Origin of the sequence: Sulfidibacter corallicola, from assembly GCF_017498545.1 — a bacterium.
GTDB classification, from domain to species: Bacteria; Acidobacteriota; Holophagae; order Acanthopleuribacterales; family Acanthopleuribacteraceae; genus Sulfidibacter; species Sulfidibacter corallicola.
On record NZ_CP071793.1, the window covers coordinates 2,028,469 to 2,043,994 of the forward strand.

Annotated in this window: 14 protein-coding genes; 7 read left to right on the forward strand and 7 right to left on the reverse strand. The window is 57.7% G+C overall.

The window, feature by feature from the left end:
• Nucleotides 1-229: 229 nt before the first annotated feature.
• Complete coding sequence (locus J3U87_RS05890; protein WP_237382104.1) at nt 230-1,132, forward strand: glutaminyl-peptide cyclotransferase; 903 nt, start codon at nt 230-232, stop codon at nt 1,130-1,132.
• 3 nt (nt 1,133-1,135) lie between these two features.
• A complete protein-coding gene (lspA, locus tag J3U87_RS05895; protein ID WP_237382105.1) occupies nt 1,136-1,642 on the forward strand; it encodes a signal peptidase II in 507 nt (168 codons plus the stop codon).
• 317 nt (nt 1,643-1,959) lie between these two features.
• Here the strand turns inward: lspA and tkt are convergent, their stop codons facing one another.
• Nucleotides 1,960-3,972, reverse strand: a complete 2,013-nt coding sequence (gene tkt / locus J3U87_RS05900) for a transketolase (protein ID WP_237382106.1) — start codon at nt 3,970-3,972, stop codon at nt 1,960-1,962.
• Between the two features lie 650 nt (nt 3,973-4,622).
• On the opposite strand from tkt, the gene J3U87_RS05905 reads away from it, so the two are divergent.
• On the forward strand, nt 4,623-5,294 hold the full coding sequence (locus J3U87_RS05905) for a hypothetical protein (protein WP_237382107.1): 672 nt from the start codon (nt 4,623-4,625) through the stop codon (nt 5,292-5,294).
• A gap of 600 nt (nt 5,295-5,894) precedes the next feature.
• The gene (locus tag J3U87_RS05910; protein ID WP_237382108.1) at nt 5,895-6,344 is read left to right on the forward strand and encodes an ankyrin repeat domain-containing protein; all 450 of its coding nucleotides are present in this window, start codon (nt 5,895-5,897) and stop codon (nt 6,342-6,344) included.
• A gap of 72 nt (nt 6,345-6,416) precedes the next feature.
• Here J3U87_RS05910 and J3U87_RS05915 read toward each other — a convergent pair whose 3' ends face one another.
• Nucleotides 6,417-7,094 carry a YceI family protein gene (locus J3U87_RS05915; protein ID WP_237382109.1) on the reverse strand — a complete coding sequence of 226 codons (678 nt, stop codon included), beginning with the start codon at nt 7,092-7,094 and terminating at the stop codon, nt 6,417-6,419.
• Nucleotides 7,095-7,449: 355 nt separating this feature from the next.
• On the opposite strand from J3U87_RS05915, the gene J3U87_RS05920 reads away from it, so the two are divergent.
• The 3 genes from J3U87_RS05920 to J3U87_RS05930 are packed head-to-tail and all read left to right on the forward strand — an operon-like array spanning nt 7,450 to nt 10,496.
• Entirely contained in the window at nt 7,450-8,652 is a 1,203-nt protein-coding gene (locus J3U87_RS05920) for a beta-ketoacyl-[acyl-carrier-protein] synthase family protein (protein ID WP_237382110.1), read from the forward strand.
• The gene (locus J3U87_RS05925; RefSeq protein WP_237382111.1) at nt 8,649-9,419 is read left to right on the forward strand and encodes a hypothetical protein; all 771 of its coding nucleotides are present in this window, start codon (nt 8,649-8,651) and stop codon (nt 9,417-9,419) included. The genes J3U87_RS05920 and J3U87_RS05925 overlap by 4 nt, the downstream gene beginning before the upstream one ends.
• A 9-nt stretch (nt 9,420-9,428) precedes the next feature.
• Nucleotides 9,429-10,496, forward strand: a complete 1,068-nt coding sequence (locus tag J3U87_RS05930; RefSeq protein ID WP_237382112.1) for a type III polyketide synthase — start codon at nt 9,429-9,431, stop codon at nt 10,494-10,496.
• Between the two features lie 119 nt (nt 10,497-10,615).
• Here the strand turns inward: J3U87_RS05930 and J3U87_RS05935 are convergent, their stop codons facing one another.
• The 5 genes from J3U87_RS05935 to J3U87_RS05955 form a co-directional block, all read right to left on the reverse strand.
• On the reverse strand, nt 10,616-10,888 hold the full coding sequence (locus J3U87_RS05935; protein WP_237382113.1) for a hypothetical protein: 273 nt from the start codon (nt 10,886-10,888) through the stop codon (nt 10,616-10,618).
• Between the two features lie 821 nt (nt 10,889-11,709).
• A complete protein-coding gene (locus J3U87_RS05940; RefSeq protein WP_237382114.1) occupies nt 11,710-12,831 on the reverse strand; it encodes an energy transducer TonB family protein in 1,122 nt (373 codons plus the stop codon).
• A 237-nt stretch (nt 12,832-13,068) separates the two neighbouring features.
• On the reverse strand, nt 13,069-13,824 hold the full coding sequence (locus J3U87_RS05945; protein ID WP_237382115.1) for an SDR family NAD(P)-dependent oxidoreductase: 756 nt from the start codon (nt 13,822-13,824) through the stop codon (nt 13,069-13,071).
• A 219-nt stretch (nt 13,825-14,043) separates the two neighbouring features.
• On the reverse strand, nt 14,044-14,766 hold the full coding sequence (locus J3U87_RS05950) for a tetratricopeptide repeat protein (protein WP_237382116.1): 723 nt from the start codon (nt 14,764-14,766) through the stop codon (nt 14,044-14,046).
• A 255-nt stretch (nt 14,767-15,021) separates the two neighbouring features.
• Nucleotides 15,022-15,525 (reverse strand): class IV adenylate cyclase, encoded by a 504-nt coding sequence (locus tag J3U87_RS05955; RefSeq protein WP_237382117.1) that lies wholly within the window; start codon nt 15,523-15,525, stop codon nt 15,022-15,024.
• Nucleotide 15,526: the final 1 nt, after the last annotated feature.

A 15,526-nucleotide genomic window follows, 5' to 3' on the forward strand; every position in this document is an offset into this window, starting at 1 on the left:
AGCACGGAGGGAGCACGGGGGTAGCACGGGCGTAGCACGAGCGTAGCGCGCTGGACGCGTGGATGCACCGTGCGCACCACGTCACGAGAACTCGACTTTTTTGTGGGATTTCGGCCTCTTGTGCTCTACTTGATCAAGACACAGTGTGTTCATCATCGCCGCGGATGTTCCCGGCAGACGTCATCGGCCCAGTGATTTCTCGGGCCACATTTCCAACCAGAGTTGTTTCATGTCCAAAAAAAAGAAGAAAAGGGTCTCCGGTGGGGGAAGCGCCGCATCGGTGATGGCCAGCGAACCGAGGCCCGCCGCCAAAGCCAGGCGGTCTTGGCTCGTGGGGTTGCTGGTCGTCGGTGTCTTGGCGGCAATCGCCGCGCCCTTGGTGTTTCAGGAAGAAACCACCCAGACGGCCGGGATCTCCCAAACGCCGACTCGATATCGGTTCAAGGTCGTTCGTAAAATCCCCCACGATCCCCAGGCCTACACCCAGGGTCTCCTGGTACACGAGGGCCATTTCTACGAGAGCACGGGATTGAATGGACAGTCCAGCGTGCGTCGTTTGGATCCCGACAGTGGTTCGGTCCTCCTCCGCCGGGATCTCGATGCCCGCTATTTCGGCGAAGGTCTCCACTTTTATCGCGGTGTGCTGATGCAGTTGACGTGGCGGGCAGGGGAATTGTTGATCTACGACAGCGCCAGTTTGGAGCCCTTGCGGTCATACCGCTATCAAGGCGAGGGGTGGGGTCTCACCGGCTCCGGAGACCAGTTGTTCCGCACCGATGGTACCAGCCGGCTCCACGTTCACGATGCCGGGGATTTCTCCCTGTTGCGATCGGTGACCGTCCGCCAAGGTGGTCGCGAAGTCGGTGGCCTGAACGAGTTGGAATGGATCGACGGGCGCGTTTGGGCCAACGTCTACGGCACCAACCGCGTCGTCATCATCGATCCGGAAAAGGGTGACGTCACGGGGTCGATCAACTTTTCCGGTTTACTCGAGCGCCAGGATCGCCATGGACGCGAAGATGTACTCAATGGGATTGCGCACGACAAGGCCACCGGCCGCATTTTCGTGACCGGAAAACGATACGCCTTCATTTACGAAGTCGAACTCGAGCCGCTGTCTTCGGAGGGGTGACACATGAAAAAAATGGACGTGGCCTTGTTTGCCATAATTGCATCGTTCACCGTGGGTCTCTCCCAGGTGGGTAGTTACCTGGTCAATGCCAACTTGGCACAACATCAATCCGTGCAGGTGTTTTCGTTTTTGCACTTCACCCATGTCCGCAACATGGGCGGCATTTTCGGCATCATGCAAGGTAAGGGTTGGGTTTTCGCGACCCTGTCCTTTCTGGTACTGGCCGTCCTGGTGACCTACATCTGCATGGCACGCAACATTCGCCGTTACGAATACATTTGCTATGGCTTGATCGTGGGCGGTGGTGCCAGCAACATCCTGGATCGGTTCATCTACGGCTCGGTCGTGGATTTCATCGACGTTCGGGGCATTTCCTTCTGGCACTACATCTTCAACACGGCCGACGTGATGATTCACTTGGGCATTTGGCCGCTGGTCTTGATAAGCCTCTTGTGGCACCAGAAAGAGGAAAATGGCGGGAAGGAAGGGGAGCGGCCGGCCGCCGGCTAGCGTCCATCGCCAACCAGTGTTTTTTTGAATCGGTTCCCCGCACGCGACCGAATTGCCGGATTCCCGATGCGAACAGGCTTCGGCAGCCAGTCTATCGCTTCAGCTATTCACTTGGGGACACGTATCTCGCCGAGACCTGGCGCCTGGAAGTCGTTTCCGCGCCGAGTCCGGCGAAATGGCTTGTGTCGCTCTTCATGTGTCTGGACGATCACCGGCAGAGCCACCCATAAATACAGAAAAGGAAGGCCTTTCGACCTCCCTTTTGAACGCTGTGAGTTCTTTTGATGCGACGCGGCGATGGCCGGTCGGCAGCTATGTCAGTCGAGCAGTGACTTCGCGGTGTTGGCCAGGTTTTCGGCGGTCAATCCGTATTCGGTCAAAATACGACCGGCCGGCGCCGAGGCACCGAATTGATCGACACCGACGACGGCACCCTTGCGGCCGATCCATTTCTCCCAGCCGAAAGAGCAACCCGCTTCGATGGCGACGCGAACATCCACGTCGGGAGGAAGTACGGCATCGCGATAGTCCTGGCCTTGGGCCGCGAAGAGTTCCCAGCTCGGCATGGAGACGACGCGCGCGGCAATGCCTTCCTCTTCGAGTAGTGTCTTGGCGGCCAGCGCGGTGTGAACTTCCGCACCGGTACCGATGAGGATCACGGCGGGTTTTCCGTCTTTTGCCTCGGACAGGGTGTAGGCACCTTTGGCGACGCCGGATGCCGATTCCAGGGTGCTGCGGTCCAGGGTCGGCAGGTTCTGACGGGACAAGACCAGGTTGATCGGGCTGCCCTCATGGCCCATGATCACGCGCCAGGCTTCGGCGACCTCGGTGGCGTCCGCGGGGCGGATGACCACGTTGTTGGGAATGGCGCGAAGAGAGGCCAGGTGCTCCACCGGTTGGTGGGTGGGGCCATCTTCGCCCAGCGCGACCGAATCGTGGGTAAAGATGAAGATGGGGTTCAGGTGGCACAGGGCCGCCAGGCGGATCGCGGGTCGCATGTAGTCAGAAAAGCAGAAAAAGGTCGCGGTGTAGGGGCGGATTCCGCCGTGATAGGCCATCCCGTTGGCGATGGCGCCCATGGCATGCTCGCGGACACCGAATTGAATGTTGCGACCGGCGCCGGTGCGGCCGTCGAAGAGCTCGGCGCCCTTGATGCCGGTTTTGGTGGAACAGGAGAGGTCGGCATCGCCGCCGAGCAGCCAGGGGATTTCGGCCGCGACCGCGTTGAGCACGGTGCCGGAGCTGGATCGTGTGGCCACCTTGTCTCCTGCGTTACCGGTGGGCAAGTCGGCATCCCAGCCTTCGGGAAGATCGCCCGTATGGGCCATACGCCATTGCTCGGCGAGTTCGGGAAAGGTCTTGCCGTAGCGCTCGAACATTTCGGTCCAGGCTGCTTGGGCCTCGCCACCCTTGGTGAGTGCCTCGCGGAAATGGGTGGAGGCCGCTTCCGGAACGCTGAACGGCTCCGTCTCCGTCCAGCCCAGTGCCTTCTTGGTCAGCTCGATTTCCCCATCGCCCAGCGGCGCGCCGTGGGCCGCCGACTTGCCGGACTTGTTGGGAGAACCGTAGCCGATCGTGGTCTTGACGATGATGAGGGAGGGTTGCTCAGCGATGGTCTTCGCATTGGAGATAGCGACATCCAGGCCTTCCAGGTCGGTGTCTCCGTCTTGAACGGTTTGAACGTGCCAGCCATAGGACTTGTAGCGTTGGGCCACGTTTTCCGTGAAGGTGTTGGCGGTGGGACCGTCGAGGCAGATGTCGTTGGCGTCGTAGAGGTAGATCAGTTTACCGAGTTGAAGGTGTCCGGCCAATGAGGCCGCTTCCGCCGAAATGCCTTCCATGAGATCGCCGTCGCCGACCAGGGCATAGGTAAAGTGGTTCACCAACTCGAAATCCGGTCGGTTGAAATGGTGCGCCAAAGCGCGCTCGGCGATGGCCATGCCCACCGCGTTGGCCGTGCCCTGTCCCAGGGGACCTGTGGTGGCCTCGACGCCCGGGGTCATGAACGATTCCGGGTGGCCGGGGGTCTTGCTGTGCCATTGGCGAAACTGCTTGATGTCATCCAGGGTCAGATCGTATCCGGTGAGATGCAACAGGGCGTAGAGCAACATGCTGCCATGACCGGCGGATAGGACGAACCGGTCCCGATTGGACCATTTGGGGTCGGCAGGGTTGTGGTGCAGGTGCTTTTGCCACAGCGTATACGCCATGGGCGCCGCGCCCATGGGCAAACCGGGATGTCCGGAATTCGCTTTTTGGATAGCGTCGATGGCGAGCGTGCGAATCGTGTTGATGCACAACGTGTCCAGGTTTTGTCGATCGGTCGTCATGTAAGGCTCCAGTCCATTGAGGTGGTGGGGATTCGGGCTTCCTTGCCTAGTGTCGAAGTGATACCCCGATAGTCCGGGAGCACTGGCGGTGGATGATCCGGCAAGGTTTTTCAGGGGTTTGGTGACGGCGCCGTGTCACGCCGGCATGTCACGCGAGATGAGAAACCTAGCGGCTGGGGAGTCGTTTCGGGGGATAGCCTGGCGCCTCTCGAATCGTCCAGCCCCTAGCCCTGAGCAAAACCTTGCATTAAACCACGTATCGGGAACTCAGGCCAGTTGCTATCTTTTCGTTTCCCAAATCGGGACTTTATTTATAAGGTTGTGTCGAATCCGGGAAACCGAACTTCGGCAGCTCTGCGAGTTGCTGTTCGGAACCGATTCCCGGGCCGGCTCCCAGGGGATCCGGGATCGAAGATCCGCCTGGTCGATGTCCTTCTGGGAATCGCGGAATTTTGGAGCCGTTCCTCGGACGCGGTCAGTTCCCCAATGCAGCATGGTATCGGTCGTAAGGGATCTGGTCCCAGTTGATTGGCTGGTGATCGGCCGTCTGCCGAGGTTCGGCGTCTCGAGGTCGATGCCCTGCTCATCGAGGCAGACCCACTTGGCCGCGACGATCTAACCGCATTCTGGATGGCACCAAGGAGTTCCGCTTGTTCGAAACGATCCGTCACACGATGTTCCAGAATCCACGCTATGGCCGCCTCGAGCCTGCCGCTCCCATGATTCCCTCACCGGGTATGCGCCATCCGTGGATCCGATCCTGTGCGATCGGCCTCGCGACGCTGGCGCTATCGCTTCTCTGTGGCTGCAGCGGTTTGAGCCGCGTTCCGGTGGAGATCGACGATGTGTTTCGCACAACAGACCGCGAAGTCTACGTCTTCGAGGGGGACCTGGTCGAAGTGCGGCTGGAGGTGTTTCCCCGCGACGCGCGGTTGGCCTGGCGGTTCGAGAACAAATCCCGGCAGGAGCTTCGGATCTTCCACGAACACTTGAGCTTGAACATGGCAAACGATTCGGAAAACTATACTTTGTGGGGCGCCCCTCGGCGTCCGCACTACCGGATTCCCCCGATTCTGTTGGAGCGGGGAAAATTTGTGTCGCTGACTTATCCGATCAAATACAACAGCCCGCTATGGCCGTTCAAACCGGAAGGGCAACGGTGGACCCTGAACTTCGACGTCTTCGAGGCGATACCCGGAGAAGTGCGCCCGACGGGGCTTGACGGTGCCGCGAAACCCGCACCCATACAGCGAATCCGGCTCGGTTTCGATCCCGACCCAGATGGGGAAGTGTTGGATAAATCGGGGAGAAAAGACGAATGAAATGCAAGGTGGAGCAATAAAAAATTGCATTTCAGCCGAGAATGGAATTAATATTGTGTAACGTTTACATTCGTGTACTGGTGTTTTCAGGGTATTTTCTTGACGTGTGCGCTTGGCTGTCGGATGGTCCGAATCAGCCCGGCAGCCCGATAACGAGTCCCCGTTCAAAAAAACTTAAACCCTCTTAAAGCTTGGTTTTAAAGACAGTAATGTGGTTTCGGCGAGCTGAATCGTGTAAGTTTTTCATGGCATGCCTATTGCTCTCCTCGCCAATCACCTTTATACTTTGAAAAAAAATGATGAGGCCTCCGTGTAATTCTTGTGAAAAGCATCTTTCATTTCTGAGAAACCGCCCGAGGCTCTTTCATTTTTGACGAATCAAGGCTCTTCGTAAGGCTCGACAGCCTTTTACACTCTTCTCGTATTCCAGCGGGGTTTGACCTTGAGCTTCGGTTGGAATCACCCAGCATCCTGTTTAATCAGTAGAGGTCTACCACCTACAATCCCACAGTCAATCAGCATGAGACCGTTAGTCGCTCCACAATTCAACCGCTCCACAATTTTTTTCATGTCGTCGAATGGGAAATGGGGGAAGAAAGGATGTCCAAAATAAAGTTTATAGTAGGTGTATTGGTGGTCAGCTTGTCGCTGCCGCTGTTTTCTCAAGATGCCAATCTTCATCTCGCCGCAATGGAGGGCAACGCCGGAAAAGTCAAGGCAGCCATTGCGGGAGGTGCCAATGTCAACAGCACCATGTCCGGGGGATGGACCCCGCTCATGATCGCTTCCAAGTACGGAAAATCCGCCGTGATTACCGCTCTACTCAAAGGCAATGCCGATATCAACATGACCAATGACAGTGGCAATACCGCGCTGAACGTGGCCGTTGTCGCGAACGACGTCCAGGCTGTCAAGATTCTGTTGACCCATGATGCCCGCATCGACATTCGCAACAATCAAGGGCTCGATGCCTTTGAGATCGCTCGAGTGATGAATCGAGAAGAAATTCTCAAGCTTCTAGAAGACCATCAAGCGCAAAAAGGTAGTTGATTTTCCCCCCTTCTCTTCGATTTTTCTTTCGTGAAAAACCGTTCCCGCCCCGGCCGGAACGGTTTTTCGCGTTTATGGGGTCGATCCTTCGGGTTCGGCCACCAGGTGAACGAACAGGTGGATTTGATCTTGGTTGGCTACCGCGCCGAACGCGGCCGAGTAGGGTTTGATTCCAAAATCCGTGAACTTCATTTCTCCGACGATCCGAACGATCAATTTCCCCTCTTCGATGGTCAGGGTGGCCGGGAACGGCTTTTTGACGGTTTGATCCTTGATGGTGATCGCGATCTCGACCGAATGGGTAAAGGTCTGGGTGCCCACCGTTTTTTCACGTTCTTCGATGCCGATGATCTCCGCTTTGATCGAGGGGTATTTGTCCGCCTGTAGTTGCTTCTTGCCCAGCATGGACTTTCGGATCTTTTTGCGATTGCTCTCCGATTGCTCGCTGAAGTCTTCCTCGGCAAAAGCCAGGTCCTTCAAGATCGGCGTCCATCGTTTGGCTTCGGCCGATTCGTCGGCCTGGAGTTTTTGGACGTCGATGGTGAACGCGATGCGTGTTTGGAGCAGATCGTCCGGCTGGCATTGGATTTCGGCCTGGTAATCGGTGGCGTGGACGAAGTGGTTGTGACCGAGGCTTTCGATCAGGCCGGCCTTGTGGGTGACGATGGAGAGCACGCTGTCCGCCGTCACGACCCGATAATCGGCGGCGTGGGCGTATCCGGTGAAAAGCCACAAGAGAGCGATGGTCATCGAGGAGCACGAAATACTGCGGATCATCAAGCAACCTTTGCGAGGACGAGTGTGGCGCTGTATGGGTGACGCCGAGGTTTGGGAGGTGGCTCTTGTTCGGAAACGCGAGATGCGAGGTAGGCAATGTCGGGTGGGGAAATCAGCAGGGATTATAGCTAAGTTTTTAGATGAATAAAGTTGAGCTAGGCCACATTCTGGTGTCTTTCCATGATCTCACGGCTGGGACCCTCATGCGTTGCTTTTGTGGATGTGGAATGTCAGAATAAATCACTTTTTGTCGAACCATCTGTATGTAATCACGATGATGGCATCCCCGGATGACCGTTATCGCATGGATCTTTCTCCGAGGCGACCGTTGAGTCCAGCACATAGCCCGCAAGACAAGCAAGACCCAACGAGCCTCGATGACGGGCGACTCCCGGCGATCGCCGCCACGGCGATGGTATTGCCCGGCGGGTTTCGGTGGAAGGACCTGCGAGAGGGTCGATCGGCGGTTCGCTTTTTGGGAGATACCTTCCCCGTGGCGGTCGGCGCGCCCGTGACCGAGTCGCTGCGGGTTCCCGAGCACTTTCCCTACGACATCATGCCGCGCGGGCTCTTGTTGGCGGTCGAGGCGTTGCGCCGCCTGGAATACGATAGCGAAAGAAGGTTCGGCCTGGTCCTCGGTTTGCCGAGTTTGTTCAGTGAAACGGAATACGTGGAGCACATGCTGGTACACCGTCATGACGAGGCCGAGATGGGGCCGATGATGGGCTTCGCGTTTGGGAATCCGCTGGACTACCTCGCGGGATTCGCCGGTGCGCGCGGGCCGGTGCTGCGTGTGGATTCCGCCTGCGCCACGGGCAACGACGCCCTGATCGCGGCTTGCCGGTTGCTCGAAGCCGGCACCGTGCGCGACGTGTTGGTAGTGTGTGCCTCGTCCATGCTCAATCCGGTCGGGCTGGCCCTGTTTCACAACCTCAAGGCTCTGAACGATCGCAGCGATCTCGAGGCGAGTTGCCCCTTCGATGCACGCCGGCGCGGGTTCGTCATGGGCGAAGGGGCCGCCGCCCTGTGGTTGACCGTGGATCCTCCCCGGAGCCAGGTGGAAGGATTCGTCTGCGGTTACGGTTCCAGCATGAGCGGCGTACATTTCGTCGATCTCCCCGAGGACTTGACTCCCGTCGAAAGGGCCTGCCGGGCAGCCTTGAGGTGTGGAGAAGTGCCTTCGTACGTCTCGGCACATGGGACCGCCACCCAGGCCAATGACGCGATGGAAACGCGGCTTCACCGGTCGCTTTTCGGTGAACGGGCCGAATCGATTCCGCTGAGTTCGATCAAATCGATGATCGGCCATTGTCTCGGTGCAGCAGCCTTGATCGAGGCAATCGTCTGCCTACATGCCCTCAACGAGCAAATCGCCCCGCCGACCATCAATCTTCACCGCCCCGACCCTCGCTGCGATTTGGACTACGTCCCTCTTCGGGCACGGCCGATTCGGGGCCGATACGCACTCTCCAACGCCTTCGCGTTTGGTGGTCACAATGCTTCGGTCCTGTTGCGCGGAGCCGCTTTGTGATCGGCGTGGTCGCAGCGGCCGCGGCGTTGTCCGATCCGCCGAGCGGGTCTCCCGTGTTGGATACCGAATGGGTGGGTCCCGTTCCACGAGACCACAAGACGCGAGCCCCGGCCACGCTCTATGCGTTGAAGGCGGCGGAGCTCCTGGGCGTGGGGGCGTGCACGCTTCCGCTCGTCACCGTCACCGGTCCCACCGGGCCGATGGTCGCCAGTTTCGATCGGGCCTGGCGGCTCGCCGACGGGGGCGAGCTCACCGGGCCGGGTTTCGCCGGGAGGCGTTCGCGACGCATTCATCCCATGACCTTGTTGCGCTCGCTGCAAAACCAGGTACCGGCTTCGCTTTCGATCGAAAGGGGATGGTGTGGACCCTGCCTCAACATTTTCGATCACGATCGACTTTGGCCGTGTCTCATCGCGATGCTGCCAGGCTTGATCGAATCCCATGGGCAGGCCATCCTGCTGCTGGCCCGGGCGGGCAGGGGAGAGGAGGAAGGCGCGAAATTCCGGCACCGGTTTCCTGGCGAGGACAATGTGGAAGGTGCCGTGGCCCTGCTCCTGGGGGATGCCGATCGCGGGCTGGGACAATTGTGCCTCGGGCCGCGGAATACGGGCCTTCGAAACAGCCTCACCGGATTTGATGCGGCCCTGGGTGTGTTCGCGTGTTTGAGCCGGGAAGTGGCCACCGCGGCGTTCGCCCTGGGAATGGCAGGCGCCGAGGATGCGTTGATTTGGACCAAGAACGACAACATCCATCAACAAAACGGATAGGAGATCGACGTGGCGTACATACAGAAAGTGGTAACGGCCTTGCCCCCGGTTCGGCTGGATCAGGAACAGGTCCTGGCGATGGGGCGCCGGATTTTGAAAGGCCGCATTCCCTTCGTGGATCAAGCGTTGAAGTTGATCGCCAATGCGGGTGTCGAAAACCGCCACCTGGTCCGCACGCCGGATGAAATTCTCGACAACGATACGTTGAGCTGGCGCAACGAGGTCTACTCCGAATCGTCGATTCAGCTCGGTGGCGAACTGATGACCCGCATGTTCGAATCGGGGGTGGTCGCTCCCGAAGATGTGGACCTGATCATCACCACCTCCTGTACCGGGTTCATGATTCCTTCCGTCGATGCCTATTTGATCAGCAGGTTTAGACTTCGTCCCGACGTCAAAAGGTTGCCGATCACCGAACTCGGGTGTGCCGCTGGTGCGATGGCACTATCGAGAGCGCACGATTATCTGCGGGCCTTTCCGCATCATCGCGTTCTGATTTTAGCGATCGAGTTGCCTTCTTTGACCTATCGGACCCGCGATTTTCGGGTCGCAAACCTGGTTTCGGCCGCATTGTTCGGCGACGGTGCGGCCGGGGTATTGCTCTCATCCGAGCCTGGTCCCTGTCGCATTCTGGACACGAGGACCCATTTTTTCTACGACACGCCGGAAATGATGGGGTTCGATTTGAGTGAATCGGGTTTCAAGATCATTCTCGACAAGAAAATACCGGGCCTGGTCGCGGAAAAATTTGTCGAACCCGCGCGAGCTTTTGTAAACGATCAGCCCGAGTTTGTGACCGAAGGCATTCAGCACCACCTCTTTCATCCGGGTGGCAGACGCATTCTGGATACCTTGCGCGATGAGTTCGGCTTGAAAGAAAGCCAAGTTGCCGCTTCTCGAAAAGTATTGGCCGAAGTGGGAAATCTATCGTCGGCGAGCGTGATGTGGGTCCTGGACGAAGTATTAAAAACCAGGCCGCATGGAAACGGCCTGATGGCGGCATTTGGACCCGGTTTCAATGCGGAGCTGCTCGCACTGCGTTTCCACACATCGGCGAACGATGTGCCTCGAGGCTGAGTCTGTCGTAAAGAACCTACACTTCACCGGCCGTGCTCAGGACACGGTGAACCAGGAATTGGTCGGCAACCCGAGCCTCCGTCCGAGAACGGAAGAGCTCGGGCAGAAGCGGATCGGCTTCAGGACGTAGCGACCGGTTGCTTCTTGGGTGCCAATTTTTCTTTTTTTACCATCAGGTCTTTCATCACCGGAGAGACCGGATCGATTTGATCGGCATTCTCCAGGTACAGTTTGGCGAGATCCAACAGGGCTTGGATGGCTGAAATCTTCACGCCGCCACGTGCCAGCGACAAACGTTCGATGCAGGCCTTGATCAACAGGATCTGTTCTGGTTCGCGCAGAATGATATTGAGCCGGCTCAAGCTCGTATCTGCTTTTCTTTCTTTTGGCATGGGTCCTCCTGACTTCTCATTGAGATCGAAAGAATCTGTCTCAGATAATCAAATATAAAGAACATTGAATTGACAAAATTCTACGCTAAAAAGGCGAAAAGTGCAGGGCTTTTTTTGAAAAAAGTTAACAAAAAAGCCTGCAATGTGAGAGTCAGGGCTTCTTCAGTCGAGGTGAGCGAGGAAAAATGCCTGATTCATGTCGCAAAATCTGTGTAGATGGTCGTAGTGAACTCGTAATCAAAGAAGGTGTTTTAGGGGGAAATGACGATAAGACTACCCGCTCAAGAGTGTGAATCGGCTCTCGAGTTGACTATTTGGTTGTGTTCCGAAAGAGCGGGAACCCCGTGCGACCTTGTCCAACACGCCATGCTGGACCTACTTCTTTTGCGATGTTTTAAGGACGTGAAACCATAACCTAGCCTTGAAGTACCAGTTTGTGATGCCGCTTACATTTTGTAGGGTTTTTAGGTTGGGGCGATCCTAGACAGCAGACATCGTCGCGGTCGGACCACTTTTATTCGGTGTTGTGTGTGAAAACTTGATATGTTCCCAATCTTAGCGTAAACCCGTTGTTGAGTGAAGGTCTTTTTGACGGGAAATTTTTGGGAACAGGCCGGTCTGGGCCCGCTTTATGTCCGGTACGGGTTCCGCTTGAATGACACATGCGTTACACAATTCCCGAACATATGTTCTGGTGGACGCGAAACAATGCGTGATGAGGCGTCATTCACTTTTGTTTGGGGTGAGGTACCCTCGTCCCGCCCTGCTCCCGCAATCCCTTGTCAGGGGCCGGTTTCGGCGCTTTGGAGACTGGCTCGGGGCTAATATCTCGGCCGCATGTTGAAATAGAACGCGAACTTGATGGGAATCCATGGCTCGTCGATGTGGTCCGGCATCGGCGGCGCCTTGTAGGTCGAGTTGATCGCGTTGAGCGCCGAGACGTCCAGGGGTTCGTGTTCGCTCTGCAGGATCACCGTGGCATCGGTCAGACGCCCGTCCTTGTGAAGCCTGAACGACACCACCGTAACTCCGCTCACTTCGAATTGAGCGATGGTCGGCACCCGCCAATTGCCTTTGACCAGTTGAACCAGCGTCTTGAGGTATGGTCCCAGATCGTGCCCGGCGGTATCCACGCTGAACCCCAGGTTGGGTGCCACCTGTCCACCCGGGTTGTGGTAGCGGCTCCCTCCGGAAAAGGTCGGTGTCGAAGGGGCCGAAGGCTGGGTGCTCATTCTGGCCCATTCCTCCTGGGCCTTCTCCCGAATGTCTTCCAGTTCGGACTTGCTCAGCTTTCGATAGGGTTTGGGGGCGCCTGGCGTCGTGGGCACGTTCCCCACGCTCAGTTCCTGATCGTCGCCCTCGGGTTCGTTCGGCTCGTCCGGCAGCTCCTCGGCGTCGGTGGGTCGTTCGGAGCTGTCCTTGGCCACCTGGGCATCCGCCTCGTTCTCCCGATCCGCGCGCTCTTCCGCGCGAGCCTGTTCTCGGGACTGGGTGTTTTGGCTGGGTTGGCTCGGTGGCGTCGCGGGTTGCGCGGGGGACGCGGAGGCCTGAAGCTGTTCGGGCTTCGGCTCGGTCAGTCGATCGGCATTTTTGAGCTCGTAGGTGTTGCCCTCGGATACGGGATCCTGGCTGTCCTGTTCGGTCGGCTCCTTTTGGGCCGATTTCAGGATGCGGTTGGCATCCGAGAAAAAGCGGGCGTCGGGATTCTCGTCCACCTGGTCCTGGGCATCGTCCATGAAGCGGAACGTCATTTCGCGGGTTTCTTCTTCCTGCTGGAGGCGAAGCGTTTCCAGCTCGGCCGACGTCAATTCGAAGGGGCGTGTCTGTTGCGCACCCAAAAACAAAAGCAGCAGGATCAACAACGCCGGCAGCAGCGCCTTGGTAATGGTAAATCTCGGTTTCGCCTCTTCGCGAAATACGATGGGTGGTGGATGATGCGTCATGTAAGGGAGGTGGTCGATCCTTTGAAGCTCTTTCGGCGCGGCATGGTGCGAACAATCTTTGTCAAAACTGAACGTTGGGCCGGCCCTCGGTGTTGCCCGCTTGCTGGATGAGATCATACCTCATGGGGGCATTCGCATCCAAACCCGCATCGACGAAACACTCGGTGAACCGTCGTGCGTCCAGATCCGCCGCAGACGGGTACCGATTCCACGGGGCCAATCACCATCGGAAAGGCGTCAGCGAATCAGGGAACCGCCGTTCACGTTGACCACCTCGCCCTGAATGTGGCGCGCCAGGGAAGAGGCGAGGAACACCACGACGCCCGCGATGTCGCGCGGGCTGGCGATGCGGCGAAGGGGAATCGATTGCTCGATCGTTTGGCGGTAGGTGGGATCGCCGAACACGTGTTTGGTCATGTCGGTATCGACCCAGCCGGGTGCCACGCAGTTGACGTTGATTCCGTGGTAGCTCAACTCGGCGGCGAGGGATCGCGTCAGGGCGATGATGGCTCCTTTGGAGGCCGCGTAATGGGCGTGGAACGCTTCTCCGCGAATGCCGGCCGTGGAACTGATCAGGATGAGATTGCCGCTTTTTTTGGCCTTGAAATGACGCGCCGCGAGCTGGGAAATGAAAAAGGCCGAATCCAGGTTGTTTGCCGCGGTTTCCCGCCATTGATCCAGCGTCATTTCGTCGATCGGTGCGCGGTGCCATATCCCGGCATTGGCGACCACGATGTCGACTTTGCCCAGCTTTTGGGAGCTTTCCTGAAAAAAGCGTTCGCAGGCCTTGGCATCGGTCATGTCACAGGCCAGAGACAACACCTCGCGACCCTTGCGCTTGATTTCACAGATCGTATCCTCGGCCGCACGGTGGTCCGATCGATAGCTGAAGGCCACATCCGCACCGGCCTCGGCCATCATGATGGCGATGGCTCGTCCAATGCCTCGCGAGCCACCGGTAACCAGGGCGATTTTTCCATGAAGATCAATCACCGAATTCGACCTCCCGTACTCGATGCCAAAACGGGTCGTGGCCTTGGCAGGGCGGTACGTTGTCGTTCTCTTTTTTCCAGGGAAGTATCTAAACCTAACACAATTTCACATCCGCGCCAACTCTCGAGGCGGCTCTTTGTGGCGCGGGTGACGCGACCCGTGGAACGCCGGCCGCCGTTTACGGGAGTGCGGATCTCTATCGAAACGTGAGGCTTACGATCAGCGGAACATGGCCTTGCGGCGCATCCGCATATGGGGTGGGGCTTCCTGCTGAACGCGCGGCGGGCGCTCCAGCATGAACTGGACCCACATGTCGCCGTAGGCCTTCATCTTCATCTTCTTGTCGTTTTGCAGAAGGGTCAGGTTGTTGGTCAACTTCTCGTCGTCGGGCATCTTCTTCAATCCCTTTTGAAGCATGGCCATGGCTCCTTCCTTGTCCTTGTTCTGGTGGAGCAGCCAGGCGTAGAGGCCGTAACAGATCGATTGCTTGCCGTTGGCGCGAATGGTCTCGTCCATGACTTTTTTCATTTCATCCAGGTTCTTGCGTTTGTAGTGGATGATGGCCAGCATGCACTGGGCGATGTGGTGCTTGACGAAGCCTTTGGAAAGGTATTCCAGGGCGCGCTCGTGATCTTTTTTCAGGTAGTAGAGTACCCCGATTTGACTGTTGAGCTGGCCTTCCACGAAGATGTGGCGATTCTTGAGGCTGTATCCCTGTTTCAGGGTGTCGATGGCGCGATCGAGCTTGCCGCTCTGTATGTCCTTCTGCATCTGGTACATGATGGCTTCGAGTTGGGTTTGAATTCTTCGACCCAAGACTAGGAAGGTCGTCACGCCGGCCACCAGGCCCATGGGTACGTAGATGAACCAACTCGTTTGAAGCAACACGAGACCGATGGCGAGGACCAGGGCCACGCCGATACTAATCGCCAAATTGATCATGAAAAGAAATTCTCCAGGTTGAGGATGAGAAGGTGCGCCGGATGGATGGGCCGTTCAAGGGGCCCGGGCCGAAAGGATGATTCACCAAAAAATGAAGGGCCGAAAGTGCTGGCCCGGCGCGAAGCTTGACCATTCTAATGAAAATCAGGCCGCCATGCAATCGTCGCGCGGCCTCTCGGATCGAGCTGCCGCGATGGGCACGCCCTCGTGCCCATCCGACAATGAAAAGATCGTGAGTACCCGGTTGGGCACGGGCTAGAGCAGGTCGATGTATGCCACGGGTATCAAATCGGCGGGGGCGATGCCCAGTTTCGCCATCAGGCCTTCGGCGATCTTCTCGCCCTGATCCGCGGTCTGGCCGGGTTGCATCACCACCTCGAGCTCGATGAATTTGCCAAGGCCGACCACATCGTCCAGGTGGATTCGCGTGTGCCCCACCCAGTAGAGCAGGCGGTTTTTTTCGACGATGCCCCGAATTTCGAGCGCCTGGCTCAACGTCTGGGTCAGCGCATCGGGATCCTCGCTGGGACAGATCTGGTATTCCGAGGTTCGCGGCCCCTGTAGATCGGAACGCTCGTAAGCGATGAGCTCGCCATGGTTGTCGTCGAAAATCCGCAGTTTCAGCCTGCCGTGAGGCACCTTGAAGAAGATGTCCTTTTGGTAAATGGTGACCGGGTCCTTGCCTGCGAGATCCGCGGCCAATCGCTTCTGCATGTCGAAGTCTCGGGCGTGGGCCTTGATCTCGATGTTGGTGGCCATG

Coding starts and splice junctions, on each gene's coding strand:
- J3U87_RS05890 (WP_237382104.1), top strand. CDS start 230: ATGTCCAAAAAAAAGAAGAAAAGGGTCTCCGGTGGGGGAAGCGCCGCA.
- lspA (WP_237382105.1), top strand. CDS start 1,136: ATGAAAAAAATGGACGTGGCCTTGTTTGCCATAATTGCATCGTTCACC.
- tkt (WP_237382106.1), bottom strand. CDS start 3,972: ATGACGACCGATCGACAAAACCTGGACACGTTGTGCATCAACACGATT.
- J3U87_RS05910 (WP_237382108.1), top strand. CDS start 5,895: ATGTCCAAAATAAAGTTTATAGTAGGTGTATTGGTGGTCAGCTTGTCG.
- J3U87_RS05915 (WP_237382109.1), bottom strand. CDS start 7,094: ATGACCATCGCTCTCTTGTGGCTTTTCACCGGATACGCCCACGCCGCC.
- J3U87_RS05935 (WP_237382113.1), bottom strand. CDS start 10,888: ATGCCAAAAGAAAGAAAAGCAGATACGAGCTTGAGCCGGCTCAATATC.
- J3U87_RS05940 (WP_237382114.1), bottom strand. CDS start 12,831: ATGACGCATCATCCACCACCCATCGTATTTCGCGAAGAGGCGAAACCG.
- J3U87_RS05950 (WP_237382116.1), bottom strand. CDS start 14,766: ATGATCAATTTGGCGATTAGTATCGGCGTGGCCCTGGTCCTCGCCATC.
- J3U87_RS05955 (WP_237382117.1), bottom strand. CDS start 15,525: ATGGCCACCAACATCGAGATCAAGGCCCACGCCCGAGACTTCGACATG.